This is a genomic window from Pseudarthrobacter sp. SL88, from assembly GCF_026672455.1.
Classification (GTDB): Bacteria; Actinomycetota; Actinomycetes; order Actinomycetales; family Micrococcaceae; genus Arthrobacter.
This window is the reverse complement of sequence record NZ_JAPPRD010000001.1, coordinates 4,093,007-4,119,470: the sequence shown is the minus strand read 5'-3', so window position 1 is coordinate 4,119,470 and position 26,464 is coordinate 4,093,007. Positions and strand designations below refer to the sequence as shown.

The window sequence follows — 26,464 nt, the reverse complement described above, 5'->3', positions numbered from 1 at the left end:
GTTGATCGTAAGCTTACATATAACTAGGCCATCTAGCTAGTTTAGCTAGATAATTTATGGTGTTCTTCGTCAAGCACGCCAATGGCGTCCGCCATCTTCTGCAGGAACGCGACGACGATCCTCGCCTCCTCGGCGCTCAACGACTCCGCGACGGACATCATCCGTTTGTGCATGGCGCCGAGGGTTTCCCGCACTTCGGTATCCGACTCAACGGTGGGAACAACAACAACGGAGCGCCGGTCCGAGGGGTGGGCCTCCCGGCGGACGTGCCCGCTGGACACCAGCCTGTCAATCAGGGAGGTCGTGGAGGCGCTGGTGATCCCAAGGAACTGGCTAAGGTCCTTGGGTACCACCGTTTTCCCGGAGGCCTGCGCCCGCAGGAGGTACCGGAGGGCGAGGATATCGGTTTCGCCCATGCCCATGGAGTCGCGGGTGGACCTGCGGATGATGGTTTCCGCCGCCCTGTAGTCCCGGAGCGACTTGAGAACCGCCGCTCCGTAGTCCAACTGACCGTCGGGTCCGTACCAGTACCCTGAACCCTCGTTGCCTGTAGAAACCATGCTTATATCTTAGGCCAACTGCTAACTAGACAACCAAGCTAGTTGCCAGTGGTACCTCCGCTGAGGGCATGTGACGTTATCCGGACCCTAACCGGCAAGAAACACCCGCGTAACCCGCCGCTCCTAGCCTTGATCTGCATAACCCTTCGGCGAATCGAGGCCTACATGCAGACCAATCCGCGGCTGAACATCAGGCAGGTTGCCTGGTCACACCCTGTGGGCGCAGACCTTAGGCGCGCGCAGCAGGCCGAACTCAACGCCCGCTTTGGTTCTGCAGACCATGAACCTGGGCCTCCGCCGTCGGAGGCTGACTGCGCCGTCTTCCTCGTGGCGTACGACAAGGGGTCCGGCCAGCCTGTGGGCTGCGGCGGGCTGCGGCTGCTGGATGCCACTACCGCCGAAATCAAGCGGCTCTATGTGATTCCGTATACCCGCGGCTCCGGCGTGGCCAGTTCGGTCCTCGCCGCCCTGGAGGCGGAGGCCTACAAGCAAGGCATCACCCGCATCAAGGCCGAGGCAGGCTCGGCGCAATCGGACGGCCGGAATTTCTACCAGAACTCCGGCTTTGAGCCGGTGCCCAACTTCGGCCCCTATGTGGGCGTCAAACACTCGTCCTGTTACGCCAAGAGCATCGACTCGCACAGCGCAGCCCACACAGCCATGGCCTAGCGGCTGAAACGTGGGGCGTCACACTGCATGCGGCCCTGTCTGCCTCGGCTAACCTCGGCCTATGGAAACAGCAGACATCACCTTCCGCACCCGCAAATGGCTCCGGCCAGAAGACCTGAACGCCAACGGGACCCTGTTCGGCGGAAGCCTGCTGAAATGGATCGATGAGGAAGCCGCCATTTACGCCATCCTCCAACTGGGCAATGGCCGGGCCGTCACGAAGTACATCTCGGAAATCAACTTCGTGAGCTCCGCCGTCCAGGGCGACCTGATTGAAATGGGCCTGACCGCCACGAAGTTTGGCCGGACCTCGCTGACGATGCGGGCGGAAGTGCGCAACATGATCACCCGGCAAAGCATCCTCACCATCGAGGAAATTGTCTTCGTCAACCTCAACAACGCCGGCACGCCGGAACCGCATGGATACACCGAAATCACCTACGACCGGGACAGGATCCCCACCCACCACCTGACGGAAACACTGCAGCAGGACTGACGCTTCACCCCGCGTTCACTCCTAAACCACCAGGCGTTCTCTTCGCTGGACCAACTTAGGCAGCCGGGCTGTTTATCGAATCGATAGCAATAGCAGCCCCGCATTCCGCGTGCCCGGCTATAGGCTGTGCGGACATGCTCCGGTTCCAGTGCAGAAATGAGTCCTGATCGTGCGTAAATTACAGACCTTGGTTGCCGCCGCCGTCGCCGTCACCCTGCTTGCCGGATGCGGCGGAGAAGCCGCACCCGGAGCCTCGGGTGAGGCTTCTTCCGCCCCGGCCGGAGGATCCGGCGACACCCTGGTGGTGTACACCAACTCCAACGGCGAAGGCCGCGGGGACTGGCTGACCCAGAAGGCGGGCGAAGCCGGGTTCAAGATCGAAATTGTGGGGGCCGGCGGCGCTGATGCCACCAACAAGCTCATCGCCGAGAAGAACAACCCCATCGCGGACGTCGCCTTCGGGCTGAACAACATGTACTTCTCCCAGATCAAAGCCGCGGACGCGCTGGAACCCTATAAGCCCGCCTGGGCCGGCGAGGTGGACACCCAACTGGCGGACGGCGAGACCTACTGGCCGCTGGTGAAGCAGGCCATCCTGCTGGGCTACAACTCGGACAAGTTCTCCAAGGACGCTGCACCGAAAGACTGGACGGACCTGTGGACCAAGGATGAGTTCAAGGCCCGGTACGAGCGGGTCACCGGCCTGGGCACCGCCACGGCCCAACTCGTCTTTGCCGGCATCCTCAGCCGGTACCGTGACGATTCCGGCGACCTCGGAATTTCGGATGAGGGCTGGAAGCAGGTGGAACAGTACTTCCAGAACGGCAGCCCCGCCGTGGCCAAGACCGATCTTTTCGCCCGCATCGCGTCGGGTGAAGTGGACATGGGGCAGATGCCGTCCTCGATCATCGCCGACCGGGAAAAGTCCTTCAAGGTGAATGTGGACACCGTCATACCCTCCGTTGGCGTCCCCCTCGCGGTGGAGCAGATCGCACTCGTCAAGGGCACCAAGAAGAAGGACCAGGCACAAAAGTTCATCGACTGGTTCGGCAGTGCCGACGTCCAGGGCCAGTTCGCCAAGCAGTTCAACTCCATGCCCGTGAACAAGTCGGCCCAGGCACAGGCCAACCCCGAGGTGGTGGACTTCTTCGCGGACCTCAAGCAGCAGGACATTGACTGGGAGTTCGTACAGGAGAACATGGGCGCCTGGGTGGAGAAGATCGAACTCGAATACATGACGTAGCCCGGCGCCAGCCTTCCGCCCCGCCCGAGTTCCACAGACAGGTTTGCCATGATCCGCTTGGACAGCATCAAAGTTTCCTTCGGCGACTTCACCGCCATTCCGCACCTGGACCTGCACGTCCGGCCCGGCGAGTTCTTCACGCTGCTGGGGCCCTCCGGATGTGGGAAAACGACGGCGCTGCGCACCCTGGCCGGCTTCATCCAGCCGGCCGGGGGCACGGTCACAGTGGACGGAAAGGATGTCACCCGGCTTCCCAGCGACAAGCGGCAGGTGGGCATGGTGTTCCAGAACTATGCCCTGTTTCCCAGCATGAGCGTGTGGGAAAACATCGCCTTTGGGCTGCGCGTCCGGAAGGAGAAAAGCGCCGACAGCGACAGGATGGTCCGGGACATCGCACGCCGGGTGGAACTCAGCGACGAACAGTTGGCCAAGAACGTCGCCGAGCTCTCCGGCGGGCAGCAACAGCGGGTGGCAGTGGCCCGGGCACTCGTCCTGCGGCCCAAGATCCTGCTGCTGGACGAGCCGTTGTCCAACCTCGATGCCAAGCTCCGCCACCAGCTGAGGCAGCAGCTCAAGGACCTGCAAAGCGAGTTCGGCATCACCACCGTCTACGTCACCCACGACCAGGACGAGGCCCTGGCCATGAGCGACCGGGTGGCGGTCTTCAACAAGGGCGTAGTGGAGCAGGTGGGCACACCGCAGGAGATCTATGACCACGCCGCCACGGAATTCGTCTGCAATTTCATCGGTGACAGCTCCACCCTGACACCGGAATTCGTGGCGCAGGTCAACGCTGCGTCCGGCGCCCAGCTCAGCACCCGGGCAAGCTCCTACCTGCGGGTGGAAAAGGCGTCCCTGGATGCGCCCGCCGGAGGCGGCGCCGCCGTCGGACTTCCCGGAAAGGTGCTGTCCCGGACCTACCACGGCCTGCACAGCAGGTACGTGGTGCGCAGCCACGGCGCGGACATCCGCCTGCTGGTGCGCGAGGACGGCGGCGCCCACCCCGAACCGGGCACGGAAACCACCGTGTACGTGCGGCCGGACCACATTTTGCAGTACCACTCCGAAACAGGCGCGGCGCTTCAGGAGCAGGACCGTCAGGACCAGGCGGTCGCCCTGCCATGAGCGGAACTCCCGTCCGTGCGATGGTCCGCTCCCCGTTCGTCCTGGTGGTGGGCGTCATCCTCACCTGGTTCATCGCGGCGTTCCTGGTGTGGCCGAACATCAACGTCCTGATTGCCACCTTCTTCCCGGACGGCAGTTTTTCGGGGCGGGCGGCGGAGAAACTGTTTTCCTCGCAGCGCGCCATGAAGGCACTGGGCAACAGCTTCCTGCTGGCGGTTGCCCTCTCCATCACGGTCAACGCCGTTGGCATCTTCATTGTGCTGGTGACGTACTACTTCCGGATCCGGGGCTCCCGGGTCCTGTTCCTGGGCTACGCCACCACCTTCATTTACGGCGGCATCGTGCTGGCGGCGGGGTACAAGTTCATCTATGGGGACAAAGGAATCGTCACCTCACTGCTGCTGCAGGTGTTCCCCTCCATGGACCCCGCCTGGTTCTCCGGCTTCTTCGCGGTGCTGGTGGTCATGACGTTTGCCACCACCACCAACCACATGCTGTTCGTGGCCAACGCGCTGAAGGGGGTGGACTACCAAACCATCGAAGCGGCGAAGAACCTTGGCGCTTCGACGTGGACCATCCTGCGGCGGATCGTCCTGCCCATGCTGAAGCCCACACTGTTTGCCGTCACCATCCTGTCCTTCCTGACCGGACTCGGCGCCCTGAGCGCGCCGCAGGTCCTCGGCGGACGGGAATTCCAGACCATCACGCCCATGATCCTGACGTTCACCAACAGCCCCACGTCGCGCGACCTGGCTGCCCTGCTGGCCGTCATCCTGGGCCTGGCCACCATGGTGATGCTGGCGGTGATGGCCCGGCTGGAGAAGGGCGGCACGTACTTCTCGGTATCCAAGGTGTCCTCGGAGCTGCAGAAGCAGGACATCACCAATCCGGTGGCCAACGTGGCCGTCCACGCGGTGGCATACCTGCTGTTTGCGGTGTACACGCTGCCGGTGGTGCTTATTGTGCTGTACTCCTTCGCGGACGGCGCCGCCATCCAGACCGGACAGCTCTCGCCGGGCAGCCTGACCCTGGACAATTATGTCCGGGTGCTGACGCAGCCGGCCGGTTTGCGGCCGTTCGTCGTCAGCGTGGTGTATAGCGCGCTGGCGGCTGTGATCGCGGTGGGCGGCCTGCTGTTCGTGGCCCGGCTGCTGCAGAAGTACCGGAACTGGGTGGCGTCAGTCTTTGAGTACCTGCTGCATATCCCCTGGATCCTGCCGTCCGCCCTGTTGGCGCTGGGCCTGATCATCAGCTACGACCACCCGAATCCGCTGGTGGGCGGGGCGGTCCTGACCGGGACCACGGTGATCCTGCTGATCGCGTTCGTCACCGTGAAGATCCCTTTCACCCTGCGGATGCTGAAGGCGTCGTTCGCCTCGGTGAATTCCTCGCTGGAGGAAGCCGCCGCCATCATGGGCGCCAAGACCCTGTACGTGTTCCGCCGGATCCTGTTGCCACTGGTGCTCCCGGCGGCAGCGGCCATCACCGCACTGAACTTCAACAGCCTTTTGGACGATTACGACACCGCCATCTTCCTGGCCCACCCGCTGGTCCAGCCACTGGGCCTGGTCATCAAGGCGAACACTGACGGTGCCGAGGGCACCGAAGGCGTCGCGAACACGTTCGTATACACCGTGCTGCTGATGGTCATCACCGGCGTCACGATGTACCTCGTCTATGGCCGGTCCGGGAAACGGCGCAGCCGGAAGCGCCTGCCGGAGGTTCCGCCGGCAAGCAGCATCGGAGCCGCAGATGTACCGCCGGCTGGCGGGACAGCAGCGTCCGGCGCCGACAGCAAGGTCCCTGCCGCGCCCGTGCGGTGACCGGGACTGACGCTTCACCCGGCAGAACCGCGGACGACGGCGGCGCGAGGGTTGCGCCGTCGGGCCAGGCCGAGCAGCCGGTCCCGGAAGGGCTGCGCACCTTCCGCGAGCGCGATGCGGCCCATCGCCGACGACGCCATACTCAGGGCGCGGGTCCGGAGCCGACGCTGCCTGTCGTAGGCGCGGAGCGCCTTGGTTTCGGGCAAGGTGTTGAGGAGGTCGCCGAGGGTCACCGCGTCCACCAGGGATTCACACGCGCCGCGGCCCAGGGTGGGCATCATGGCGTGCGCGGCATCGCCAATGAGCACGGCACGGCCACGCACGTAGGAGCCCAGCCGCGGAACCGTCCAAAGCCGCTGGACGAGGCACTCCCCGGGAGTGGCTGCGGCGAGGGTCCGGCGGATGGCCGGCGCATGGGTGGCATACCGCTCCCGCGCCTGGTCCAGTACTGACGCGGCGTCCATGCCGTAAGGGCCGGCCCCGGACCGGTAGCTGGCGTACCAGAAGGACCCCCCACGGGCGGCGGCCATACCGAAGAGATCGCCGCGGCCCCAGTATTCGCCCACCTCATCCTGGCTGACGGAAGTGGGAAGGGTCCCGCGAAGGGCCAGGTACGGCGTCAGGCGGGCATCCGTTGCGGCGCCCCACGCCTCCCGGCGGACCACGCTGTGCACTCCGTCAGCGCCCACCACCAGTCCGCCGTCTGCTGGCATCTCCCGGACATTTCCGGTGACCCGGCGGACGGTTGCGGGGACTGCTGCATCCAGCAACCGCAGGAGATCCACCCGGGAGATGCCGAACATGTCCCCCGCGTCCACCGTGATCCAGGGCTTGCCCTGCGCGTCCCGCACGGAGCCGCTGCCTGTCACCGGGCTGACCGCCTTCGCTTCGTCAAGGATGCCGAGCCGTGCCAGCGCATGCTGGGCGTTGGGCCACATTCCCAGGGCGTTGCCCACAGTGGGCAGCTCCGGCCGCTTCTCGTAGACAGTCACCTGGAACTTGTCCGGGTCCAGGCACGAGGCCAGGGCCAGCCCGGCGATGCCGCCGCCCACTATCGAGACTGTTTCCATGGGTTTAATTTACTACTTTTGTAGTAGCGCGGGAAGATGCCGGCGCTCCCTTTACTAGACTGGGGGCATGCCCGACCGCCGGACCCAACTCCTGGACGCCGCCCTGGCAGTGGTGGCGGACAAGGGGATGAAGGGGCTGACCCACCGGGCGGTGGATGCCGCAGCGGAACTCACCGAAGGAACCACCTCCAACTACTACCGGAACCGGGCCACTCTCGTGGACGCAGTACTGGAGCGGCTGCTGGAACTGGACGCCGGACTCCTGCGGGAGCAGGGGGCGGCAGGGCCGCCACGGAACGTCGAGGAACTCGCCGGCCGGCTGGCGGCAACGGTGGTGACGCTGGCCAGGCAGCATGGCGGTATGAGCCGGGCACGGATGGCCTTTTCACTGGACCGCCCGGAAGCCGTGACGGCCGGCCACCAGCTTCTGGTGGGCAACCTGGAACTGGCCCTCACCGCCATGGGCGTAGCGGATGCGGGAGCGCGTGCGCGGGATGTGGCGGACTACGGCGACGGTCTCCTGCTCCACCTGCTCACCGTCAGGCGGGACGAGCAGCCGGACGTGGCCGCCGTGGCCGCCGCCATCCGGCGCCTGCTGGGCCCGTAGCGGCCTTAGCCGCGGCCCGGCCAGCCGGTGTACGCCTCGGCGAGGTAGGCCATGCCGTGGCGGGAAGAGACCACCGAGTTGAGCTCGCCGAGCTGGCGGGCACGGGAGAAATCGTCCGCGTCGGCAGGGGTGTGGAGCATGGTGGTCATCCAGTAGGAGAACTGCTGCGCCTTCCACACCCGCTCCAGCGCGCGGTCGCTGTACGTGTCCAGCAGCCGGTCCGAACCGGAGTTGTAGTGGCTGTCCAGTCCCTCGAAGAGGACCTTGACGTCATGGATGGCCAGGTTCAGGCCCTTGGCGCCGGTGGGCGGAACGGTGTGCGCGGCGTCACCGGCCAGGAACAGGTTGCCGTACCGCATGGGAGTGTGGACGAAGCTGCGGAACGGCAGCACCATCTTCTCGATGACCGGGCCTTCCTTCAGTTCGAAGCCGTTGCCGTTGACCCGGCTGCGGAACTCGGCCCAGATCCGGTCGTCATCCCACTCTGCAACGTTTTCCTTGGGGTCGCACTGGAAGTACATCCGCTGCACCGTCTCGGTCCTCTGGCTGATGAGCGCGAAGCCGTTGGCGGAGTTGGCGTAGATCAGTTCGTCCGAGCTGCGCGGCGCCTCCGCCAGGATGCCGAACCAGGCGAACGGGTACTCGTGGAAGTACCACTTGCGGTTGGCCTCGGGAATCTGGAAACGGCAGTGGCTGCGGGAACCGTCAGCACCCACCAGGAAGTCGGCCTGGATCTCGTATTCGGCACCGTCGGCGTCGGTGAACCAGACCTTCGGCTTGCCCTCCAGGTCGTGGACGGAGGTGTCCGTGACGCTGTACCGGACGTCGCCGCCGTCGTCGTTCCGCCGTGCGGCAAGGTCGGTGAACACGTCCGTCTGCGGGTAGAGCCACACGGACTCGCCCACTAGGTCCTTGAAGTCGATGCGGTGGCTTTCGCCGTTGAAGCGCAGTTCGATGCCGTCGTGCCGGTCGCCGTGGGTCAGGACCCGGTCCGAAACCCCGCTGTCCACCAGGAGGTTGACGGTGCCGTGCTCCAGGATCCCGGCGCGGACGGTGCGGGCGATCTCGTCATGGCTGCGGACCTCGATCACGGTGGATTCGATGCCGGCCCTGGCCAGCAGGTGGGAGAGCATGAGCCCCGCCGGGCCGGCGCCCATGATGGCTACCTGGGTGGTGATGGTTTTCCGTGGCATGGCTGCGTCTCGCTTCGTTGCGGGCCCGGGGGCCAGAGGATTGCTTGGCACCCAGTGTGGGCCACGCGCGGTGACCGGCGTTACAGTGATTCCGTTGAATGGTTCACGAGTCCGCAAGGCGGCGGGCGATGCCCCGTGCCGCGGTCTGCAGCGCGGGCACCAGCGCCTGCAGCCGCATTTCCTGGAGCGGAACCACGACGCCGAGCGAGGCGACTGCGCGCTGGCGGCGGTTGAGGACGGGCACGGCAATGCCCCAGGTGTCCGGATCCACCACCCTCTTCAGCTGGGCGAAACCCTGGCGGGATGTTTCGGCCAGCAGCGTGCGGACATCGTCGCTGGTGAGCCTCCCGTCGGGATCGGAAAACTGGGCAAGGTAGCTGGCCTGGAGCCCCTTCTCCCGGTGCGCCATCAGCGCCAGTCCGGCGGAGGAAATGTGGATGGGCATCCTGCCTGCCACCTGCGCCCGGTTGGCCACCGAGCCCCGCCGCGAGAGCCGCTCAACGAACAACGCATCCCACCCGTCCAGCACCGCCAGGTTCACGTTCTGGTTGAGGACGTGCTGGATGTCCTCCATGAACGGCATGGCCGCCTGCCGCAGCGCCAAGGCCGGGGAGGCACGGTTTACCAGCTCCCAGAGCCGGAGTCCCGGGCGGACCATGCCGCCGGGGTCAGTCTCGAGCAGTCCGTGGCCGGCGAGCTGGCCCACCAGCCGGTGCGTGGTGGTCAGCGGCAGCCCGGCCCGTGCGGCCAGGTCGGAAAGCTGCAGGGCGCCGACGTCCTGCGGAAAGGCGGAGATCAGCCGGACTATCCGGTCCACCACCGAATCACCCGATTGTGAGTTCGCCACCGCCACACCTTCCGTTCAATGGGAAGTCCAGCGTACCGCGGCAGGGCCCGGGATGCCCGCGCGCTGGAACGACGGCCGTGGCTGGAAGGCGGTCAGGCCGGCGTCGTACCCTGTCCCTGACCCGGCCTGAGGCGGCGCCAAGCCGCGGGGGCCAGCACCACGGCAATGCCCACGGCGGCACCGATGACGGTTTCGATGATGCGGTCGCGCAGCAGGGCGGAGGGCGAGGCGGGGACCACCAGGAGGGTCGAGATGAGTGCCAGGGGCGTCACGAAGACCTGGGCCAGCAGGTACTGGCGGATGATGAACATCTCCGCACCGAACTGGCAGAGGGCCATCACCAGCACGGTCTGCCACGGCTCCAGGCCCAGCAGCAGGACCGCCGCCAGGACCAGCAGGCCAAGGACTGTGCCGACGATTCTCTGGACACCACGCCGTATCCGGTGCCGCGTGGTGTGGCCCACCAGCGGCACCACCGCGGCCACCATGGCCCAGTAGTTGTGCCCGAATCCCAGCTGCTGCCCGGCCCAGGTGGCCAGCGATCCCGCCAGCCCCGCCGCCACCAGGTAGCCGAGGCCTTCAAGCCAGGCGGCGCGTTTCTCCGCCGGCGTGCGCCGGATGCTGGGCGGCCACGTCCAGGGGGTGCGGTGGCTTGGCAGGATACGGGACGAAAACCCGATCAGCAGGCACAGAACGGTGGTGAGGACCGCAACCAGCATGCCTTCCCACAGTGGCGGCTGGTTGGGGATGGAGGCGATGGCGGCGAACGCAAAGATGTGGAAAAGGGACCCGCCCGGGCGCAGCCGCAGCCAGGAAATGGCCACGGAACAGCTGCCCGCCACCAGGGTGGTGGCCAGGACCAGGAGCCAGGTGGTGGCGGTGCGGTCAAGGCTGAAGGCGGCCTCCATCCTTGCGGCGAGGGTGGCCAGCAGCATCACCAGCAGCATGAGGAGCCCGGCCCGCAGCTGCAGCACGAAACGGGCGGCGTGCGGTTCGCCGCGGCCGTAGATTCCGGTGAAGGCGCCGAAGGACGCAAAGATGGCCAGGTCCAGCCGGCCCAGGAGCACCAGGGTGATCAAAGGGACGAACACGCCGGTGGCGCAGCGGAGGGCGGGGTGGTGGTCCTTGTTGCCTGGACCAATGCTGAACATCTCAGCAAGCAACTTCACGTGGGCAGCGCCTTCCTGCGGTAACCGGTTGTCCTGATGGGCGGCCGGCCGCACTGACGTTCCTGGTAAATCGTACGGCGGCGGCGCCCGAACCCGCCTCTTTAATTCCCTTGAATGGAATCGGCAGGCAATGCCGTAGAAACAGCAGCCCCGGATGCTTGGGACATGAAGCGCTTATCACGGGCCACGCCCGCCGCCGAACTGAGTTGCGAAGTCTGTGGCATGATGCCCGAGCCAACCAAAGCCCGCCTGACCCTCGCCAACGTGGCCGTGATGCTGCCCATCGAGTTGCTGGTCCATGCCGCCGTCGTGGAAACCCACCTGCCCTATGTCGCCAAGGTCCTGGTGCTCACGCTGACGGCCACTGTGCTGGTGATCTGGGTGGCCGAACCGTCCGCTGCCCGGATCCTGCGCGGCTGGCTGCACGCTCCGGCGCTGCGCCACCGACGGAAGCTGGGAGCCGCGCCCGCCCTGTGGCGGGCGCGCACGGTTCTGCGGGATGAGCCCGGTTCACTGGAGGGAATCACGGGCACCCTGGCCCGGAACGGCATCAACATCCTGGGCATCCACGTGCACCCGGTCCCTGGCGGCGTGCTGGATGAGTTTGTGTTGTCGGCTCCCGGCACCATGGGTGAACGGGAGCTGCTGGCGGCATTGCACGACGGCGGCGGCAGCCGTGCGCACGTGTGGCCCACCACCGCACTTGCCATGGCGGACGGTCAGACCAGGGCGCTCAGCCTCGCGGCCCGGATCGCCGACGCCCCGGACGAGCTGCCCCTCGCCGTGGCCGAGCTGCTGGGCGCGCGGATCGTCCCGTCGTCGGGCGTTCCCGTGAAAATGCCCGACGACGGGACCCACCTCAAGGTCCCAACGGCATGGCACGGGCCCCTCGTTTTCGCCCGGCCGGGCGAGCCCTTCACCCCGGCGGAATCGGCGCGCGCCCACCGGCTGGCCGAACTCGCGGAGATCCTGGCACACCGGCCCGGAGTTACATCCGGAGCGTGAGGGCGCCCGGCTCCATGGTCATCAGGACGTGCTTGCCCTCGCCCTCGTGGTCCCCGTCCAGCTGGTAGTCGTCCGCGTGTTCGAGGGTGATTTCCACAGACTTGCCCTGGAAGTATTCGACGGCGGTGTCCCGGTTCCGGCCCTTGCCGAGGATGCCCGCCAGCACGGAAAGCCAGCCCAGCTTGCCGTGGTGCGGGGCCAGCACGGCAATGTCCAGCAGACCGTCGTCCACCTTGGCATCGGGGAAGATCTCCAGGTTGCCCTGGACCTTCCCGCAGTTGCCCACCATCACGCTGCGGACACCGCGGTGCACCACCGTCTGGCCATCGATCACTACGGTGGCCTTGACCGGCTTGCCGGGCAGGTTGCGGATTCCGGCGTCCACGTAGGCCAGCCAGCCCACTTTGTCCTTCAGGTCCTCGTTGGTGTCCGCCATGATGGTGGCGTCATAGCCCACGCCGGCCATGACCAAGAAGAGCTGTTCCTTGTCCGGCTCGCTGCGCTTTGCGCGGACCACGTCGATCTTGCGTTCGGTGCCGCTCAGGGCTCCGGCCATGGCGCCGTCGTAATCCGTGACGTCCATACCCAGGTTGCGGGCCAGCAGGTTTCCCGTGCCCAGCGGCAGCAGGCCCATGGGGACGTCCCCGCCCGCCAGGACCTCGGCCACGCACCGGACAGTGCCGTCACCCCCGGCTGCGATGACGATGTCCGCTCCCTGCGCCAGGGCTTCCTTCGCCTGGCCCACACCCGGGTCCTCCTTGGTGGTCTCCAGCCAGATGGCCTCGCCCCAGCCGTTTTCCACGCAGTGCTTGGCCACCAGGCCGCGCACATCGAACTCCACCGGCTTGGCCGGATTGACGATGATGGCGGCGCGTTTGGGGGAGGTGGAGCTATTGGCAGTCATGGCGTCCTTCAGTGGCGGAATGGAAAGCAAGCTTCTGAGAGAAGAGTAGCCTGCCCGCCGCCGCCTTCCGGCCAAGTCCGGCTAGAGGGCCTTGACCGCCCCCAGCACCCGGGCGAGCGAATCCTTGGCGTCACCGAATAGCAGGGAGGTCTGAGGCTCGTACAGCAGTTCGTTTTCGATACCGGCGAAGCCAGGGCGCATGGAGCGCTTGAGGAACACCACCTGGCGCGCGGCAGAGACCTCCAGGATGGGCATGCCGTAAATCGGTGACCCGGAGGACGTCTTGGCCGCAGGATTCACTACGTCGTTGGCGCCCACCACCAGGGCCACATCCGCGTTCTTGAACTCAGGGTTGATCTCCACCATTTCCTTGAGGGACTCGTACGGCACGTTGGCCTCGGCCAGGAGCACGTTCATGTGCCCCGGCATCCGGCCCGCCACGGGGTGGATGGCAAAGTCCACCTCGATCCCCCGGGCTTCCAGCGCCTGCGCCAGTTCCGCCGCCGTATGCTGCCCCTGTGCCACCGCCAAGCCGTACCCGGGGACGATGATCACCCGCTGCGCATACCGCAGGAGCACCGCCACATCCTCAGGCGTGGAGGACCGCACCGGGCGTTCGCTCACGGCGGTGGATCCCGCCGTCGAACCTCCCCGGAACGCGCCGAACAGGATGCCCGCCACGCTGCGGCCCATCGCCGCCGCCATGGCGCGGGTCAGGATGGTGCCGGACGCCCCCACCAGGGTGCCGGCCACCACCAGCAGCACGTTGCCCAGCACCAGGCCGGACGCCGCGACGGCCAGGCCGGTAAAAGCGTTCAGCAGCGAAATCACAATGGGTACATCCGCGCCGCCCACGGGCAGCACCAGCAGGACGCCGGCCCCGAGGCCCAGGGCCAGCAGCAGCACCGCGAACGCCGTGGATCCGCTGATCACGACGGCGACGGCGGCCGCCACAGACGCCAGCAGTACCGCAGCCATCACCACGGGCAGGCCCGGAAACAGCACCGGCCGGGTGGTCATCAGTTCCTGCAGCTTGGCAAACGTCACCCCGGATCCGGCGAAGGAGACCGCACCTACGAGGAGGGTGAACACGATGGCCAGCCGCACCCAGGGCCCCTCAGCATGCGGCAGTTCCAGGAGCGCCACCAGCGCCGCCGCACCGCCGCCCACACCGTTGAACAGCGCCACCAGCTGGGGCATCTGCGTCATCTTCACGCGCCGTGCCACCGGCGCCGCCACCGCGGATCCCACGGCGATGGCGCCCAGGATCCAGGGGATGTTCTCGAGCCGGGCGGAGAGGAACACGGTGACGACGGCGATCAGGGCACCGAAGGCACCGATCAGGTTGCCGCGGCGGGCGGTGCGGGGGGAGCTGAGCCCGCGCAGGGCGAGGATGAAGAAGACCGCGGCGGCCAGATAGAGCAGGGCGGTCCAGGCGGGCTCGAGGATGCTCATTTCCCGTCCGCCTTCTGCGCGGCGCCGGACTGCGCGGCACCCGTGCGGGAAGTGTCCTTCCTGGCGTGGAACATGTGCAGCATCCGGTCCGTCACCACGAAGCCGCCCACGAGGTTGGCTGTGGCCAGGACGACGGCGAGCAGGGCCACCGCGAGGACCCACGGGTCGGTGGCCTGGCCGGCAACGATGATGGCACCCACCAGGATGATGCCGTGGATGGCGTTGGCGCCGGACATCAGCGGGGTGTGCAGGGTGCTGGAGACCTTGGACACCACCTCGAATCCCACAAAGACGGCCAGGACCGTGATGGTCAGCAGGCTTATTCCGTCCATCAGAGCACCCCTTCCTGCCCGGCCCGGGCTGCTTCGCCGAGCAGCTCTGCGGTGGGCCGGTGCCGCACTTCGCCGTCGTGGGCAAAACAGGCCCCTGCCACCACCTCGTCCTCGAAGTCCAGGACGAGTTCCCCGTCCCGGACCACCAGCGCCAGGAGGTTGGCCACGTTCTTGGCATAGAGGCGGGAGGCGTCGGACGCCATGGCGGAGGCCGGGTCCTTCAGTCCCACCAGGGTCACGTGGCCGGCACCGTCGGCGGTGGGGACCGCGATGTCCTCGCCGGGAACCACGCCTTCCACGTTCCCGCCGGATTCCGCGGCGAGGTCTACGACGACCGATCCGGGCCGCATGCCCTGCACCATGTCCCGGGTCACCAGGAGCGGTGCCCGCCTGCCCGGCACGGCCGCCGTCGTAATCAGGACATCCGATTGCGCGACGTGCGGCGCGAGCAACTGCCGCTGCCGGGTGCCGGCGTCGGAACTGAGCTGGCGGGCGTAGCCGCCGGCAGCTTCCGCGGTTTCCAGGTCCAGGCGGATGAAGGTGCCACCCATGGAAGCGACCTCGTCCGCGGAGGCGGGCCGGATGTCATTGGCGGACACCCGGGCGCCAAGCCGTTTGGCCGTGCCGATCGCCTGCAGCCCTGCCACGCCGGCGCCGAGGACCAGGACCCGCGCGGGCGGGACCGTTCCGGCGGCGGTCATGTAGAGGGGGAAGAACCTGGGCAGCCGGATGGCGGCCTCCAGCACGCAGCGGTACCCGGCCACCAGGGCCTGGGAGCTGAGCGCGTCCATGGACTGGGCGCGGGAGATGCGCGGCACCAGTTCAAGGGCGAAGGACGTGGCGCCCACCTCCGCAAGTGCCCGCACGGTGGGCAACTCGGACGACGGCGACGCGAGCCCCACGGTGACAGCTCCCCTTTTCAGCGCGGCGGCCGTGTGCGGGTCCAGCGGGCGGACATGCGCCAGGATATCCACGGCGCCGGTGTCCAGTTCAGGAACGACGGCGGCGCCGGCCTCCGTGTACTCGCGGTCCGGGTGCCCTGCGGCGTCGCCCGCGCCCGCCTCGATCAGGACGTCAAGGCCCATTCCGGCCAGCTGCTTCACCGTGTCGGGAGTGGCGGCCACGCGCCGTTCGCCCTGCCGGCGCTCCCGCGGAATGCCCAGTTTCACCCGCACGCTCCCTTCCTGCCGCGTCCGGCAGTCTTGCGGCAGCCGCTCTGCTGCGCACAGTTGGGTTGAGTCTAGAGCGCACGCTGCTGCTGCGGGAGTAGTGCGGCGGGCTTGGGTGGCAAACAGTTACCTTGGGGGTGTTCCGCCCTGGGCCTGCCCGTTGCCTGGCCGGGGGAATCAGCCGCGGGCGGTGAGGTCCGCGGAGATGAGCTTGGCGGTGGCCGTGATCTCCTGCGCCACCGACGCCAGGTAGGCTTCCGGGTCCTCCCGGGCTGCCACCGACTGGGCCTGCAGCGACACGTTGACCGCCGCCACCACCTTGGTCCCGTCAAACACCGGTGCCGCCACGGACATCAGGCCCGGTTCCAGTTCCTGGTCCAGCAGGCACCAGCCCTGCGCCCGGACGGTCTCCAGCACCGCCAACAGTTCCGGGACCGTCCCCAGGGCCCGGGGCGTGAGCGGCCTGATGTCCGCTGCGGCGAGGTATTCCTTGAGGGCCGGGGCCGGCAGGTTGGCCAGGAGCACCCGCCCCATGGAGGTGGCGTAGGCAGGGAACCGGGTACCCACGGTGATGCCGATGGTCATGATCCGCCGCGTGGTCACCCGGGCGATGTAGGCGATGTCCACGCCGTCCAGGACAGCGGCCGACGTCGACTCCCCCAGTTTCAGGGACAGCTCTTCCAGGTGCGGCTGGGCCAGCTGCGGCAGCGACAGCCCGGAGAGGTAGGCGTAGCCGAGCTGGAGGACCTTGGCCGTGAGGGCAAACGTCTTTCCGTCCGTCCGGACGTATCCCAGCTCCACCAGGGTGTGCAGGAACCGCCGCGCCGTGGCCCGGGTCAGGCCGGTTTGGCCTGCAACCTCGCTGAGGGTCATAACGGGCCGGTCGGCGTCGAAGGCGCGGATCACGGCCAGCCCGCGGGCAAGCGACTGGACGAACTGGTCGCTGGCCTGCGGTGGCTGGGTGTCTGTGCGGACGGCGTCGGTCATGGTTACCAATCCTAGGGTGCGCCAGGGTCCCGGCGTCCGGCGGCGGGTGCGGCCTTGAGGGGGACGGGTACCAGTTCCTGGAGTTCTTCGAGGGTGGTGCCGAAGGTTTCGCGGACGGTGACGCCGTCGGGTCCGGTGAGGAAGACGGCTTTGTCGGTGTAGACGCGGGTGACGCAGCCGACGCCGGTGAGCGGGTAGGTGCAGGACTCCACGATCTTGGACGCGCCGTCGCGGGTCAGCAGGGTCATCATCACGAAGACGTCCTTGGCGCCGGTGGCCAGGTCCATGGCACCGCCGACGGCGGGAATCGCCCCGGGTGCCCCGGTGTGCCAGTTCGCGAGGTCACCGGTGGCGGAGACCTGGAACGCGCCGAGGACGCAGATGTCCAGGTGCCCGCCGCGCATGATCGCGAACGAGTCGGCATGGTGGAAGTACGAGGCGCCGGGGAGTTCGGTGACGGGGATCTTGCCGGCATTGATCAAATCGCCGTCGATCTCGTCATCTTCGGCGGCGGGGCCCATGCCGAGCATCCCGTTCTCGGTGTGGAGGGTGATGTTCTGTTCCTCGGTGAGGTAGTTCGACACCAGGGTCGGCTGGCCGATACCCAGGTTCACAAACGATCCCGGGGCAATGTCCCGGGCCACCAGCCGGGCGAGGTCATCGCGTCCCATTGGTGCGTCGGAGGTCTGGATGGACGTTTCGGTGAGGCTCATCTCAGGCCGCCTTTTCTGCCGTGTTGCCGCTGCCGGCAACTTTGACGATGCTGTTGACGTAGATCCCGGGGGTGACCACGTTTTCCGGGTCCAGCCCTCCGGTAGGCACGATCTCGGCGACCTGGACGATGGTGTGCTTGGCGGCCGCAGCCATGATGGGCCCGAAGTTCCGGGCGGTCTTGCGGTAGACCAGGTTGCCCTTGCCGTCGGCCTTCAGGGCCTTGATCAGGGCGACGTCGGCATGGATCGGTGTTTCGAAGACCTGCCCGCGCCCGTCAATGATCCGGGTTTCCTTGCCCTCGGCCAGCATGGTCCCGTACCCGGTAGGGGTGAAGAACCCACCGATCCCGGCGCCCGCGGCGCGGATCCGTTCGGCCAGGTTGCCCTGCGGCACCAGCTCGAGTTCGATTTCCCCGGCCTTGTACTTGGCATCGAAGTGCCACGAATCGGACTGCCGCGGGAAGGAGCAGATCATCTTCTTTACCCGGCCTTCCTTGATCAGCAGCGCCAGGCCCTGGTCCCCCTGCCCGGCGTTGTTGTTCACCACCGTCAGCTCCTTGGCCCCGCACTCAAGCAGCGCGTCAATCAGCTCAAACGGCTGCCCGGCGTTCCCGAACCCGCCGATCATCACCGTGGAACCGTCTTTGATCCCGGCCACGGCATCGGCCACGGTGTCTACGAAATTCAGCATCTCTCTCAGCCCTTCACTGGTTTTGCCGACGGGGCAGCCGTGACGTTTTCGAGGACAACGGCCAGGCCCTGGCCCACGCCGATGCAGATCGCCGCAACACCCCAGCGTTCCCCGGAGGCCTGCAGCGACCGGGCCAGGGTGCCCAGGATCCGGGTGCCCGAGGCACCCAGCGGGTGGCCCATCGCGATCGCCCCGCCGTGCCGGTTCACGATCGACGGGTCGATGCCCCAGGCGTTGATGCAGGCGAGGGACTGCGCGGCAAACGCCTCATTAAGTTCGACGGCGCCCACCTGGTCCCAGCCGATACCCGCCTTCGCGAGGGCCTTGTTCGCCGCCTCCACCGGGGCGTACCCGAAGAACTGCGGATCGTTCCCATGCGCGCCACGGCCCGCGATCCGGGCCAGCGGCTCCAGCCCCAACAGCCCGGCAGCATTTTCGGAGCCGATCCAGGCTGCGGAAGCACCGTCCGACAGCGGGGAGGCGTTCCCCGCCGTTACCGTCCCACCCTCTGCACGGAACACGGTCTTCAGGCCCGCGAGCTTCGCCGCCGACGAACCGGCCCGGATGCCCTCGTCCCGGACCAGGTCAGTGCCCGGAACCTGTGTCACCAGGTTGTCGTAGAAGCCCTCATCCCAGGCGGCGGCGGACAGGTTGTGGGAGTTGGCGGCGAATTCGTCCTGCTGTTCCCGCGTCACGCCGTACTTCTCCCGCAACCGTTCGGTGGCCTCGCCCAACGAAATCGTCCACTCCGCCGGCATGGCCTTGTTCACCAGGCGCCAGCCCAGGGTGGTGGAGGCCAGCGTCATGTCCCCGGCCGGGTAAGGCTTCTCCGTTTTCGGCAACACCCACGGGGCCCGGGACATCGACTCCGCGCCGCCCACCAGCATCAACTCGGCGTCCCCGGCATTGATCTGCCGCGAAGCGATGATCGCCGCGTCCAGCGAGGACCCACACAACCGGTTGACCGACGTCCCCGGAATCGACACCGGCAACCCCGCCAGCAATGTGCCCATCCGGGCAATGTTGCGGTTCTCCTCGCCGGCGCCGTTGGCATTGCCAAAGACCACCTCATCGATCCGCTCCGGATCAAGCCCCGGCGCCCGCCGCACGGACTCCCGGATCACGTGCGCAGCCAGGTCATCCGGACGCACAGACGCCAAACCTGAACCGAACTTACCGAAAGGGGTACGCACGGCGTCGTACACAAAAGCCTGATTCACAATGCTCCTCGAAAGATTCTGCGGGTGGTTTCCCAACTAGGTCGCAGTTGTTGTCGTTATGAGGGCTCAAAACGACAACAACTGCGAGCTAGTTGGGAAGGGGGTTAGTTGGGTGGGGTGGGCGCAGAGGGGTCCGTGGCCGTTTTGTCCATGTCGCGGAACACCTGCTGCGCTGTCTTGAAGGCAGTGTTTGCGGAAGGGACCCCGCAGTAAATGGCGGTCTGCAGCAGGATTTCCTTGATCTCGTCCCTGCTCAGGCCGTTGGTGAGGGCTGCCCGGATATGCATGGCCAGCTCCTCCCAATGCCCGTGCGCCACCATGGCCGTGATGGTGACGGCGGATCGCATCTGCCGGGTCAGGCCGGGCCGCGTCCAGATTCCGCCCCACGCGATCCGCGTGATCATGTCCTGGAAGTCCTCGGTGAACCCGTCCTTGGCGGCGTTGGCCCGGTCCACGTGCTCGTCGCTGAGGACTTCGCGCCGGACGGCCATGCCGCCGTCGTATATGTCCTGGCTGGTGGCGCCGGGCTGGACCACGCCGTTGCGCGCCGGATCAGGCTGTCCGGGGCCGTTCACTTCGCTGCCACCTGTGATTCGGCCCAGCTGATCAGCCCGCGCATCAGCTCGGCCACGTGGGCGGGAGCTTCAGCGGGTGCCAGGTGGGCGGTGCCTTCGAGCGTGACGGCCGTGGCGGTTCCGCCGCCGCCGGTGATTCCTGCGGCCACGTCATCGGCCATCGCAGGCGTGGCGACGCCGTCTAGGGCACCGGCGATCACCTGGGTGGGAACCCGGATGCTGCCGAGTTCGGACCGGACATCGAACGCCGCCAGCGCTTCGCAGCAGAACGCATAGCTGAACCGGTCGGCGTCGCGCAGGGCGTGCAGGAGGCGGCTGCTCAGTTCCGGCTGGCTGTCCATAAACCCGGGGGCGAACCAGCGTTCGGCGGAGCCCTGGATCATCACCGGCGTGCCCTGGGTCCGGACGGTTTCGGCGCGTTCCAGCCAGCCTTCAGGGGTTCCGATCTTGGCACCGCTGTTCTGCACGGACAGGCTTTTCAGCCGTGCTCCGTGCTTGATGCCCAGCTGCAGGCCCACCGCGCCGCCCAGGGAGACGCCGGCGTAGTGGAAGTTTTCACCGGGGGCAACGGAGTCGGTCAGGTCCACCACGGAGTCCGCGAGGGCTGCAACGTCGAACGCTTCGGTCGCTGCTGGCGAAACGCCGTGGCCGGGCAGGTCCCAGGCCACCACGTCGTAGTCAGTGCCAAGCAGGGATGCGGTTCTGTTCCAGAGGATGGAGGAGGTGCCCAGGGACGGGCCCACCAACAGAAGGGGGTGCTCGCCCAGGGGTCGTTGGGGGGACAGCAGCGCTGCCTTCAGTGCCGGCTTAGCCACGGGGAGCTCCATTCGCGTCGGTAGGGGTAGCAAATTCGGGGTAGGCCGCCAGGATGCGGCGGGAGATTTCCGCCGCCTGGCCCAAGTAGTTGGCGGGGTCCAGGAGTTCTTCCAGCCGGGCATCGGGAACGACGACGGCGGGGACGGCCTCGCGGAACAGCTTGCGGTAGGTGCCGGCCTGCTCGGCGGGCGGCGCCTGGAGGGTCCGGTCCACCACGTCCTGCAGCTGCTGCTTGCCGCTGCGGCCGTCCTGGTCTCCGAGCAGGGGTGCCACCGCGGCGCTGACGCCCTCGGCCAGCAGCAGCGGGCCGGAGAGGTCAAGGTTGCGGCGCATGGCATCCGGGAACACCTGCAGCCCTTCGGCGAGTTCGCGGGCGTGGCCGGCTGCGCCGAGGGCCAGGGCCAGCAGCTGGCGCAGGGCCGGCCACTCGGTGTGCCAGGCGCCGTCGGGGCGTTCGTCGTTGAAGTTGGCGGCTGCCACGTGCAGCTGGGCGGCCAGCTGGGGTGCCTGCAGGGCGGCGCTGCGGACCAGGACGGACAGCACGGGGTTTTGCTTTTGCGGCATGGCGGAGGACACTCCCCGTCCGGCCGCGCGCGGCTCGGCGAGCTCAGCCACCTCGGGCCGGCTCAGGAACAGGACGTCGGCGGCGATCTTGCCGAAGGCGTTCAGTACGGATGCCAGCGCATGGCCCAGGGAGGTGATGGCCAGGCGGTTGGTGTGCCAGGGCGCCGGGGCCGGTGCCAGGCCCAGCTGGGCCGCCAGCGCGCCGGCAAGGGTGAACGGCGTGGAAGGGGCGCCCTCCGTCAGCACGGTTCCTGCAGCAAGGGTTCCCGCAGCACCGCCGAACTGGACGGGGAACTCCAGGTTTTCCAGTTGCCGGCCTGCGGCGGCCACGCCCTGGAACCACTGCGCAGCCCGCAGCCCGAAAGTATAGGGAAGCGAATGCTGCGTCAGGCTCCTGCCCACGCACAGCGTGTCCGCATGTTGCCGCGCCAGGGCGGCGAGCGCCGTCGTGGTGCCCTTCACGTCAGCGAGCACGGCGCGGACCGTGTTCCTGGCCAGCAGCATCAGGGCCGTGTCCAGCACGTCCTGGCTGGTCAGCGAGGTGTGCACGGCTTTCCCGGCACCAACCCCGGCGGTGTCCAGCGCCGCGACGTTTTTCCGGAGGTCCGCCAGCAGCGGGATCACCGGGTTGCCGCCGCCCTGGGCTCGCCGGGCGATCTCCGCCACGTCGTAGCGCCCGGGCTCGGCAGCGGAGGCAACGACGGCGGCGGACCAGGCTGGTGCCAGTCCGGCGTGTTCCAGCACGGCGGCCCAGCCCGATTCGACAGCGAGGATTGCCGCCACCACGGCACGGTCGCCGGTGAGCGCCGCCACCAGGGGCGACGCCGAGACGGGACTGAGCAGGCCGGCGTCGCCCCCGTCCGCGAAGGGGTGCAGATCCCCGGCAGTGGAGTGCGTCACTGGAAGTCCAGGAAGACCGTCTCGCCCTCGCCCTGGAGGCGGACATCCCAGGTGAGGCCGCCATCGGGGTCGCGGCGGGCGATCAGCGTGCTGCGGCGCTCCGGATCCAGCGAGCTCAGCAGGGGGTCGCTGGCCAGGGCCTCGGTGTCCTCCGGAAGGTAGATGCGGGTGAACAGCCGGTTGGTCAGGCCGCGGGCAAAGATGGCTACGGAAATAAAGGGCGCAGCCGCTGCTTTTCCAGGAACGGGTTTCGTGGGGCCGGGGTTCACGGTGGTGAAGGTGAAGACGCCGGAGTTGCCCACGGCGCCGCGGCCCCAGCCGGTGAACGTGTAGCCGTCGCGGACCAGCGAGCCGGTGCGCTGGACCACGTTGCCCTCGCTGTCAGGCTGCCAGATTTCCAGGATGGCGTCCGGGATAGTTTGGCCGGCGCCGTCGTACACGGTGCCCTGCAGGCGGATGGATCCGGGCGAACCGGGGGCCAGCAGCTCGTTGTCCTTCTCGTACGGGAGCGCGTAGCCGTAGAACGGGCCCACCGTCTGGCCGGGGGTGGGAACGAGTTTGGTGGAGTTGCTCATGTGCGTGGTCCTCTGCCTATTCGTTGTCGTCGTCGCCGGCGGCACCCAGTGCCTCGTTTTCGGTCCAGGTCCGCTTGGCCCCGGTCAGGACGATGTCCCAGTTGTAGCCCAGGGCCCACTCGGGCTCGGTGAGGCTGTGGTCGTAGCTGGCCACCAGCCGGTCGCGGGCGTCCTGGTCCACGATGGTCTGGTAGATGGGGTCCAGCGGGAAGAGCTGGTCGCCGGGGAAGTACATCTGGGTGATGATGCGCTGCGTGAACTCGGTGCCGAACAGCGAGAAGTGGATGTGTGCCGGGCGCCAGGCGTTCAGGTGGTTCTTCCACGGGTAGGCGCCGGGCTTGATGGTGGTGAAGCGGTACGAGCCGTCCGGGCCGGTGATGCAGCGGCCGATTCCCGTGAAGTTGGGGTCAATGGGTGCCGGGTGCTGGTCGCGTTTGTGGATGTAGCGGCCGGAGGCGTTCGCCTGCCAGATTTCCACCAGCTGCCCGGCCACCGGGCGGCCGTCGCCGTCCAGGACGCGGCCGGCCACGATGATCCGCTCACCCTGGGGTTCGCCGTTGTGCTGGATGGTCAGGTCCGATTCCAGCGCGTGCACGTCCTGGTGCCCGAACGCCGGCGAGTACAGCTCGATGGTTTCCGGATCCGTATGGTGCAGGCTCTTGGTGGGGTGGCGCAGGATGCTGCTCCGGTACGGCGGGTAGTCCAGGCGGGGCTGGGTTTCCGGCTGCGCGCCGTCCTTGAGCGCGCGCCGGTAGGCCTCGCCGAGGGAGTTGATCTCGGCACTGAGGTCGGCCTGGGTTTCGATGGCCTTGTCCAGCGGCAGGTGGGCCGCCTTCGGCTCGGCGGGCGGTACGGACTCGTCCGATTCAGGCTGGGCGTTGGTCTCTTCCGGCACGTCCGGCTCCTTTCTGGGGGTGTTCATTGATGCGTTGGGCAGATATCAGCGGTGGAGTGAGTCGTATTGGACGGCGTGGCGGACGGGCGCGTTCGGGGCGCCGTAGCCGCTGTAGTTTCCGCGGCGTTCAACCATTTCGAAGAACACGCTGCCCACGGTGGCTGTGTAGAAGTGCAGGAACTCGCCGTCCGCGTCCCGGTCGTACAGGAGATTGAGCTCCCGGAGCGTGGCCAGAAATCCGGGGTCAAGATCGAACCGGGCGTCCAGGTCCTCGTAATAGTTGGCGGGAATCTGCAGGAAGTCCAGGCCGCGGGCCCGGGCAGCCCGCGCCGCCGCCACGAGGTCGTCCACCGCGAAGGCGATGTGTTCCTGGTAGGTCTTCGGGCCGTGGGCCTGCTGCACCGGGGCGAGGTTCAGCACCAGCCGGACCGCGCCGTCGGCGGTTTCCATAACCTGGGAGCGGACCAGGCCGCTGGGGCTGGGGACCTCGGCGAACGGCTGCGGTTCGAGGGCGAGGGCGCTGGTGTAGAAGAGCACGGCCTCGTCGAAGTGCTGCCAGGGCTGGGCCAGGTTCACGTGGTCGATCACCGCGTTCTGTGCGGAACGGGCATGCTCGAGCCCTTCACCGAACTCGTGCGTCCACGCTGCGGTGCCGTCCGGGCTGCCCTGGCAGAGGAAGATCTCGGTGGTGTCCGGGGCGGAGATGCCCTGGAAGACTTCCTCGTCGGCCTGGACCCGGCGGGCCACCACCGGCGCCTTGAGCTGCTGGGCCCGGGCGGAGGCAATCACGGGGGAATCGACGTCGAACCCCAGGGCCGCGATGGACGGCTCAGCCTGCGAGGCCGCCTGTTCGTTGATGATGACCCGCGCCTGCCCCATGGACCACAGCTGGACATCCTTGGTACGGTGCCGGCCTTCGAATCCGAAGCCGAGCTGGCCCAGGAGCCTCTCCAGCTGCGCGGTATTGTCCGCCTTCACCTCGGCAAAATTGAAGCCCGCGGGTTGGTTCACCTTGGGGAGGGTGGCCAGTTCCATGGGATAACGACGCCGGAGCGTGGCACCGCCGGACGGGGCACCGTCCGCGCCGTTCCCGGCGTTGTCGGCGAGCCACTTGGCGCTCTGTTCCTCCAGCCAGATGAGCGAGCGCATCGCGTCGACTGCGGTGCGCTCGGTGTCCGACTGGCGGAAGACATCGTTGAAGACCTCCAGCGACACCGGACCGGTGTAGCCGGCGCGGACCACGTGGCCCATGAACTTGGCGAGCTCGAACTGGCCTTCGCCCGGAAAGACCCGGTAGTGGCGGCTCCAGGACAGGACGTCCATGGAAAGTTTGGGGGCGTCGGCCACCTGGACGAAGAAGATCTTCTCCGGGTTGATCTTCTCGATCGGTGCGGTGTCCCAGTCGCGGGACAGGATGTGGAAGGAGTCCAGGCAGGTGCCAAGGTTGGGGTGGTCCACCATCTCCACCAGGCGGTAGGCGTGTTCGTAGTCGTTGACGTACTTGCCCCAGGCCAGCGCCTCGTAAGCCACCTTGATGCCGTGGTCCCCGGCCAGCCCGGCGAGCTGTGCGAGCTGTTCGGCACGGACGCCGTCGTCATCGATCGTGGCCGTGGCAACGTTGGAGCACACCAGGATGGTGTCCATGCCCAGGCGGGACATGAGCTTGAATTTGGCCTCGGCGCGCCGGAGGTTGGCCTTGAGCAGGTCCGGCGTGACGCCGTCGAAATCCCGGAACGGCTGGTAGAGGTCAAGGCCGAGCCCCAGGTCTGCGGCCATTTTCCGCACGTCTTCAGGGCTCAGCGGCGAGGTGACCAGGTCCTGTTCGAAGATTTCGATGCCGTCGAAGCCCGCAATGGCGCAGGCATGCATCTTTTCCTTCAGGGTGCCGGAAAGGCAGACGGTGGCGATACCCGTACGCATCAGGCGGCCACCTCCTCGGCTGCCACGAGCTCAAGGAAGTGCGAGCGCATCCGCTCGGGGTCGGCGTCGAGGCCGGTGAAGATCCGGAAGGCGTCGGCAGCCTGCCCCACGGCCATGCGGCCGCCGTCCAGGACCTCGCAGCCCTTGGCACGCGCGCCGCGCACCAGCTCGGTCTCGATGGGCCGGTAGACAATATCGGCCACCCAGTGCCGGGATTCGACCAGCTCCAGGTCCAGCGGAACGCCGGGGTGCGCGGCCATGCCCACCGGGGTGCAGTGCACCAGGCCGTCGGCCAGCGGCATGAGCTGCGGCAGCTCCGCCGTCGCCCGTGCCGTAACGGTGCTGTCCGGGAAGAACCCGGAAAGCTCAGCGGCGCGAGCGGCGGCACGTCCTGGATCCATGTCCACCAGGTCCAGCACTGTTACGCCCGCGCTGAGCAGGGCGTATGCGACGGCGGACCCGGCACCTCCCGCGCCGAGCTGCACCACGCGGTCCAGCCGCGCGCCGGGGAGACCCGAGGCGAGCGCCGCGGCGAAGCCGGAGAAATCGGTGTTGTGGCCAATGAAGCGGCCGTCCCGGATGACCACGGTGTTGACGGCGCCGAGCCGGCGGGCGTCGGGGCTCACCTCATCCAGGTGCTGCAGGACCAGCTGCTTGCAGGGATGCGTGATGTTCAGGCCGTTGAAGCCCAGCGTGCGGGCGCTGCGGAGGACCTCGCCCACTGAGTCCCCGGCCAAGCCGAGTTCGAGGAGGTCGATGGGGCGGTACAGGTAGCGCAGGCCCTGCACGTCACCTTCCCGTTCGTGCATGGGCGGGGTGAGCGATGGCGTCACGCCATCTCCGACCAGTCCCACCAGGTAGGACTCAGTTCGTTGGCTCATCCGTGCAGCTCCTTTGGTAACGGCACCGGGCCGCGGGGCGGCATGCCGGTGACAGGGATT

Annotated in this window: 27 protein-coding genes; 7 read left to right on the top strand and 20 right to left on the bottom strand. The window is 67.5% G+C overall.

The features are described from left to right. Positions 1–41: 41 nt before the first annotated feature. Complete coding sequence (locus OVA06_RS18765; protein WP_261618965.1) at positions 42–560, bottom strand: MarR family winged helix-turn-helix transcriptional regulator; 519 nt, start codon at positions 558–560, stop codon at positions 42–44. 165 nt (positions 561–725) lie between these two features. Here OVA06_RS18765 and OVA06_RS18760 point away from each other — a divergent pair, with 165 nt between their 5' ends. The 5 genes from OVA06_RS18760 (at position 726) to OVA06_RS18740 (ending at position 5,916) form a co-directional block, all read left to right on the top strand. Further along, positions 726–1,229, top strand: coding sequence for a GNAT family N-acetyltransferase (locus OVA06_RS18760; protein ID WP_268160407.1), 504 nt, complete (start codon positions 726–728; stop codon positions 1,227–1,229). A 61-nt stretch (positions 1,230–1,290) separates the two neighbouring features. After that, entirely contained in the window at positions 1,291–1,725 is a 435-nt protein-coding gene (locus OVA06_RS18755; protein ID WP_268160406.1) for an acyl-CoA thioesterase, read from the top strand. 169 nt (positions 1,726–1,894) lie between these two features. Then, positions 1,895–2,968: an extracellular solute-binding protein gene (locus OVA06_RS18750; protein WP_268160405.1), complete on the top strand. Its 1,074-nt coding sequence runs from the start codon at positions 1,895–1,897 to the stop codon at positions 2,966–2,968. Between the two features lie 48 nt (positions 2,969–3,016). Then, positions 3,017–4,093, top strand: a complete 1,077-nt coding sequence (locus tag OVA06_RS18745) for an ABC transporter ATP-binding protein (RefSeq protein ID WP_268160403.1) — start codon at positions 3,017–3,019, stop codon at positions 4,091–4,093. Next, on the top strand, positions 4,090–5,916 hold the full coding sequence (locus tag OVA06_RS18740) for an ABC transporter permease (protein ID WP_268160401.1): 1,827 nt from the start codon (positions 4,090–4,092) through the stop codon (positions 5,914–5,916). Before OVA06_RS18745 ends, OVA06_RS18740 begins: the two co-directional genes overlap by 4 nt. Positions 5,917–5,930: 14 nt before the next feature. Here the strand turns inward: OVA06_RS18740 and OVA06_RS18735 are convergent, their stop codons facing one another. Beyond that, a complete protein-coding gene (locus OVA06_RS18735; RefSeq protein WP_268160399.1) occupies positions 5,931–6,986 on the bottom strand; it encodes an FAD-dependent monooxygenase in 1,056 nt (351 codons plus the stop codon). Positions 6,987–7,053: 67 nt separating this feature from the next. On the opposite strand from OVA06_RS18735, the gene OVA06_RS18730 reads away from it, so the two are divergent. Continuing rightward, positions 7,054–7,593: a TetR/AcrR family transcriptional regulator gene (locus tag OVA06_RS18730; RefSeq protein WP_268160397.1), complete on the top strand. Its 540-nt coding sequence runs from the start codon at positions 7,054–7,056 to the stop codon at positions 7,591–7,593. 5 nt (positions 7,594–7,598) lie between these two features. Here OVA06_RS18730 and OVA06_RS18725 read toward each other — a convergent pair whose 3' ends face one another. The 3 genes from OVA06_RS18725 to OVA06_RS18715 form a co-directional block, all read right to left on the bottom strand. Then, entirely contained in the window at positions 7,599–8,786 is a 1,188-nt protein-coding gene (locus OVA06_RS18725) for a 4-hydroxybenzoate 3-monooxygenase (RefSeq protein ID WP_268160395.1), read from the bottom strand. Between the two features lie 103 nt (positions 8,787–8,889). Continuing rightward, a complete protein-coding gene (locus OVA06_RS18720; RefSeq protein ID WP_268160393.1) occupies positions 8,890–9,633 on the bottom strand; it encodes an IclR family transcriptional regulator in 744 nt (247 codons plus the stop codon). 92 nt (positions 9,634–9,725) lie between these two features. Further along, a complete protein-coding gene (locus tag OVA06_RS18715; protein ID WP_056081585.1) occupies positions 9,726–10,802 on the bottom strand; it encodes an FUSC family protein in 1,077 nt (358 codons plus the stop codon). A 165-nt stretch (positions 10,803–10,967) separates the two neighbouring features. Here OVA06_RS18715 and OVA06_RS18710 point away from each other — a divergent pair, with 165 nt between their 5' ends. After that, positions 10,968–11,807 carry an ACT domain-containing protein gene (locus tag OVA06_RS18710; protein WP_268160390.1) on the top strand — a complete coding sequence of 280 codons (840 nt, stop codon included), beginning with the start codon at positions 10,968–10,970 and terminating at the stop codon, positions 11,805–11,807. Here OVA06_RS18710 and OVA06_RS18705 read toward each other — a convergent pair. The 15 genes from OVA06_RS18705 to OVA06_RS18635 all read right to left on the bottom strand — a co-directional run bounded on the left by OVA06_RS18705 (position 11,791) and on the right by OVA06_RS18635 (position 26,404). Continuing rightward, complete coding sequence (locus tag OVA06_RS18705; RefSeq protein ID WP_268160388.1) at positions 11,791–12,711, bottom strand: diacylglycerol/lipid kinase family protein; 921 nt, start codon at positions 12,709–12,711, stop codon at positions 11,791–11,793. The genes OVA06_RS18710 and OVA06_RS18705 overlap by 17 nt on opposite strands. Before the next feature lie 81 nt (positions 12,712–12,792). Continuing rightward, positions 12,793–14,166, bottom strand: a complete 1,374-nt coding sequence (locus tag OVA06_RS18700) for an NAD(P)(+) transhydrogenase (Re/Si-specific) subunit beta (protein ID WP_268160386.1) — start codon at positions 14,164–14,166, stop codon at positions 12,793–12,795. Further along, on the bottom strand, positions 14,163–14,498 hold the full coding sequence (locus tag OVA06_RS18695; protein ID WP_268160384.1) for an NAD(P) transhydrogenase subunit alpha: 336 nt from the start codon (positions 14,496–14,498) through the stop codon (positions 14,163–14,165). Before OVA06_RS18695 ends, OVA06_RS18700 begins: the two co-directional genes overlap by 4 nt. Beyond that, a complete protein-coding gene (locus OVA06_RS18690; RefSeq protein ID WP_268160854.1) occupies positions 14,498–15,667 on the bottom strand; it encodes a Re/Si-specific NAD(P)(+) transhydrogenase subunit alpha in 1,170 nt (389 codons plus the stop codon). Before OVA06_RS18690 ends, OVA06_RS18695 begins: the two co-directional genes overlap by 1 nt. Positions 15,668–15,844: 177 nt before the next feature. Next, a complete protein-coding gene (locus OVA06_RS18685) occupies positions 15,845–16,654 on the bottom strand; it encodes an IclR family transcriptional regulator domain-containing protein (protein WP_268160382.1) in 810 nt (269 codons plus the stop codon). Positions 16,655–16,665: 11 nt separating this feature from the next. Then, positions 16,666–17,367: a 3-oxoacid CoA-transferase subunit B gene (locus tag OVA06_RS18680; protein ID WP_268160380.1), complete on the bottom strand. Its 702-nt coding sequence runs from the start codon at positions 17,365–17,367 to the stop codon at positions 16,666–16,668. A 1-nt stretch (position 17,368) separates the two neighbouring features. Continuing rightward, positions 17,369–18,058, bottom strand: coding sequence for a 3-oxoacid CoA-transferase subunit A (locus tag OVA06_RS18675; RefSeq protein WP_261618955.1), 690 nt, complete (start codon positions 18,056–18,058; stop codon positions 17,369–17,371). A gap of 5 nt (positions 18,059–18,063) precedes the next feature. Beyond that, positions 18,064–19,278: a thiolase family protein gene (locus tag OVA06_RS18670; protein WP_268160377.1), complete on the bottom strand. Its 1,215-nt coding sequence runs from the start codon at positions 19,276–19,278 to the stop codon at positions 18,064–18,066. Positions 19,279–19,382: 104 nt separating this feature from the next. Continuing rightward, positions 19,383–19,853 carry a 4-carboxymuconolactone decarboxylase gene (pcaC, locus tag OVA06_RS18665; protein ID WP_268160375.1) on the bottom strand — a complete coding sequence of 157 codons (471 nt, stop codon included), beginning with the start codon at positions 19,851–19,853 and terminating at the stop codon, positions 19,383–19,385. Further along, complete coding sequence (locus tag OVA06_RS18660; RefSeq protein ID WP_268160373.1) at positions 19,850–20,668, bottom strand: alpha/beta fold hydrolase; 819 nt, start codon at positions 20,666–20,668, stop codon at positions 19,850–19,852. The genes pcaC and OVA06_RS18660 overlap by 4 nt, the downstream gene beginning before the upstream one ends. Further along, complete coding sequence (locus OVA06_RS18655; protein WP_268160371.1) at positions 20,661–22,133, bottom strand: lyase family protein; 1,473 nt, start codon at positions 22,131–22,133, stop codon at positions 20,661–20,663. The genes OVA06_RS18660 and OVA06_RS18655 overlap by 8 nt, the downstream gene beginning before the upstream one ends. Beyond that, positions 22,130–22,708, bottom strand: a complete 579-nt coding sequence (gene pcaG, locus OVA06_RS18650) for a protocatechuate 3,4-dioxygenase subunit alpha (protein WP_268160369.1) — start codon at positions 22,706–22,708, stop codon at positions 22,130–22,132. Before pcaG ends, OVA06_RS18655 begins: the two co-directional genes overlap by 4 nt. Positions 22,709–22,724: 16 nt before the next feature. Beyond that, positions 22,725–23,603: a protocatechuate 3,4-dioxygenase subunit beta gene (gene pcaH, locus OVA06_RS18645; protein WP_261618950.1), complete on the bottom strand. Its 879-nt coding sequence runs from the start codon at positions 23,601–23,603 to the stop codon at positions 22,725–22,727. Between the two features lie 45 nt (positions 23,604–23,648). Then, positions 23,649–25,523: a bifunctional sugar phosphate isomerase/epimerase/4-hydroxyphenylpyruvate dioxygenase family protein gene (locus OVA06_RS18640; protein ID WP_056080422.1), complete on the bottom strand. Its 1,875-nt coding sequence runs from the start codon at positions 25,521–25,523 to the stop codon at positions 23,649–23,651. Continuing rightward, positions 25,523–26,404: a shikimate dehydrogenase gene (locus OVA06_RS18635; protein ID WP_056080419.1), complete on the bottom strand. Its 882-nt coding sequence runs from the start codon at positions 26,402–26,404 to the stop codon at positions 25,523–25,525. Before OVA06_RS18635 ends, OVA06_RS18640 begins: the two co-directional genes overlap by 1 nt. Positions 26,405–26,464: the final 60 nt, after the last annotated feature.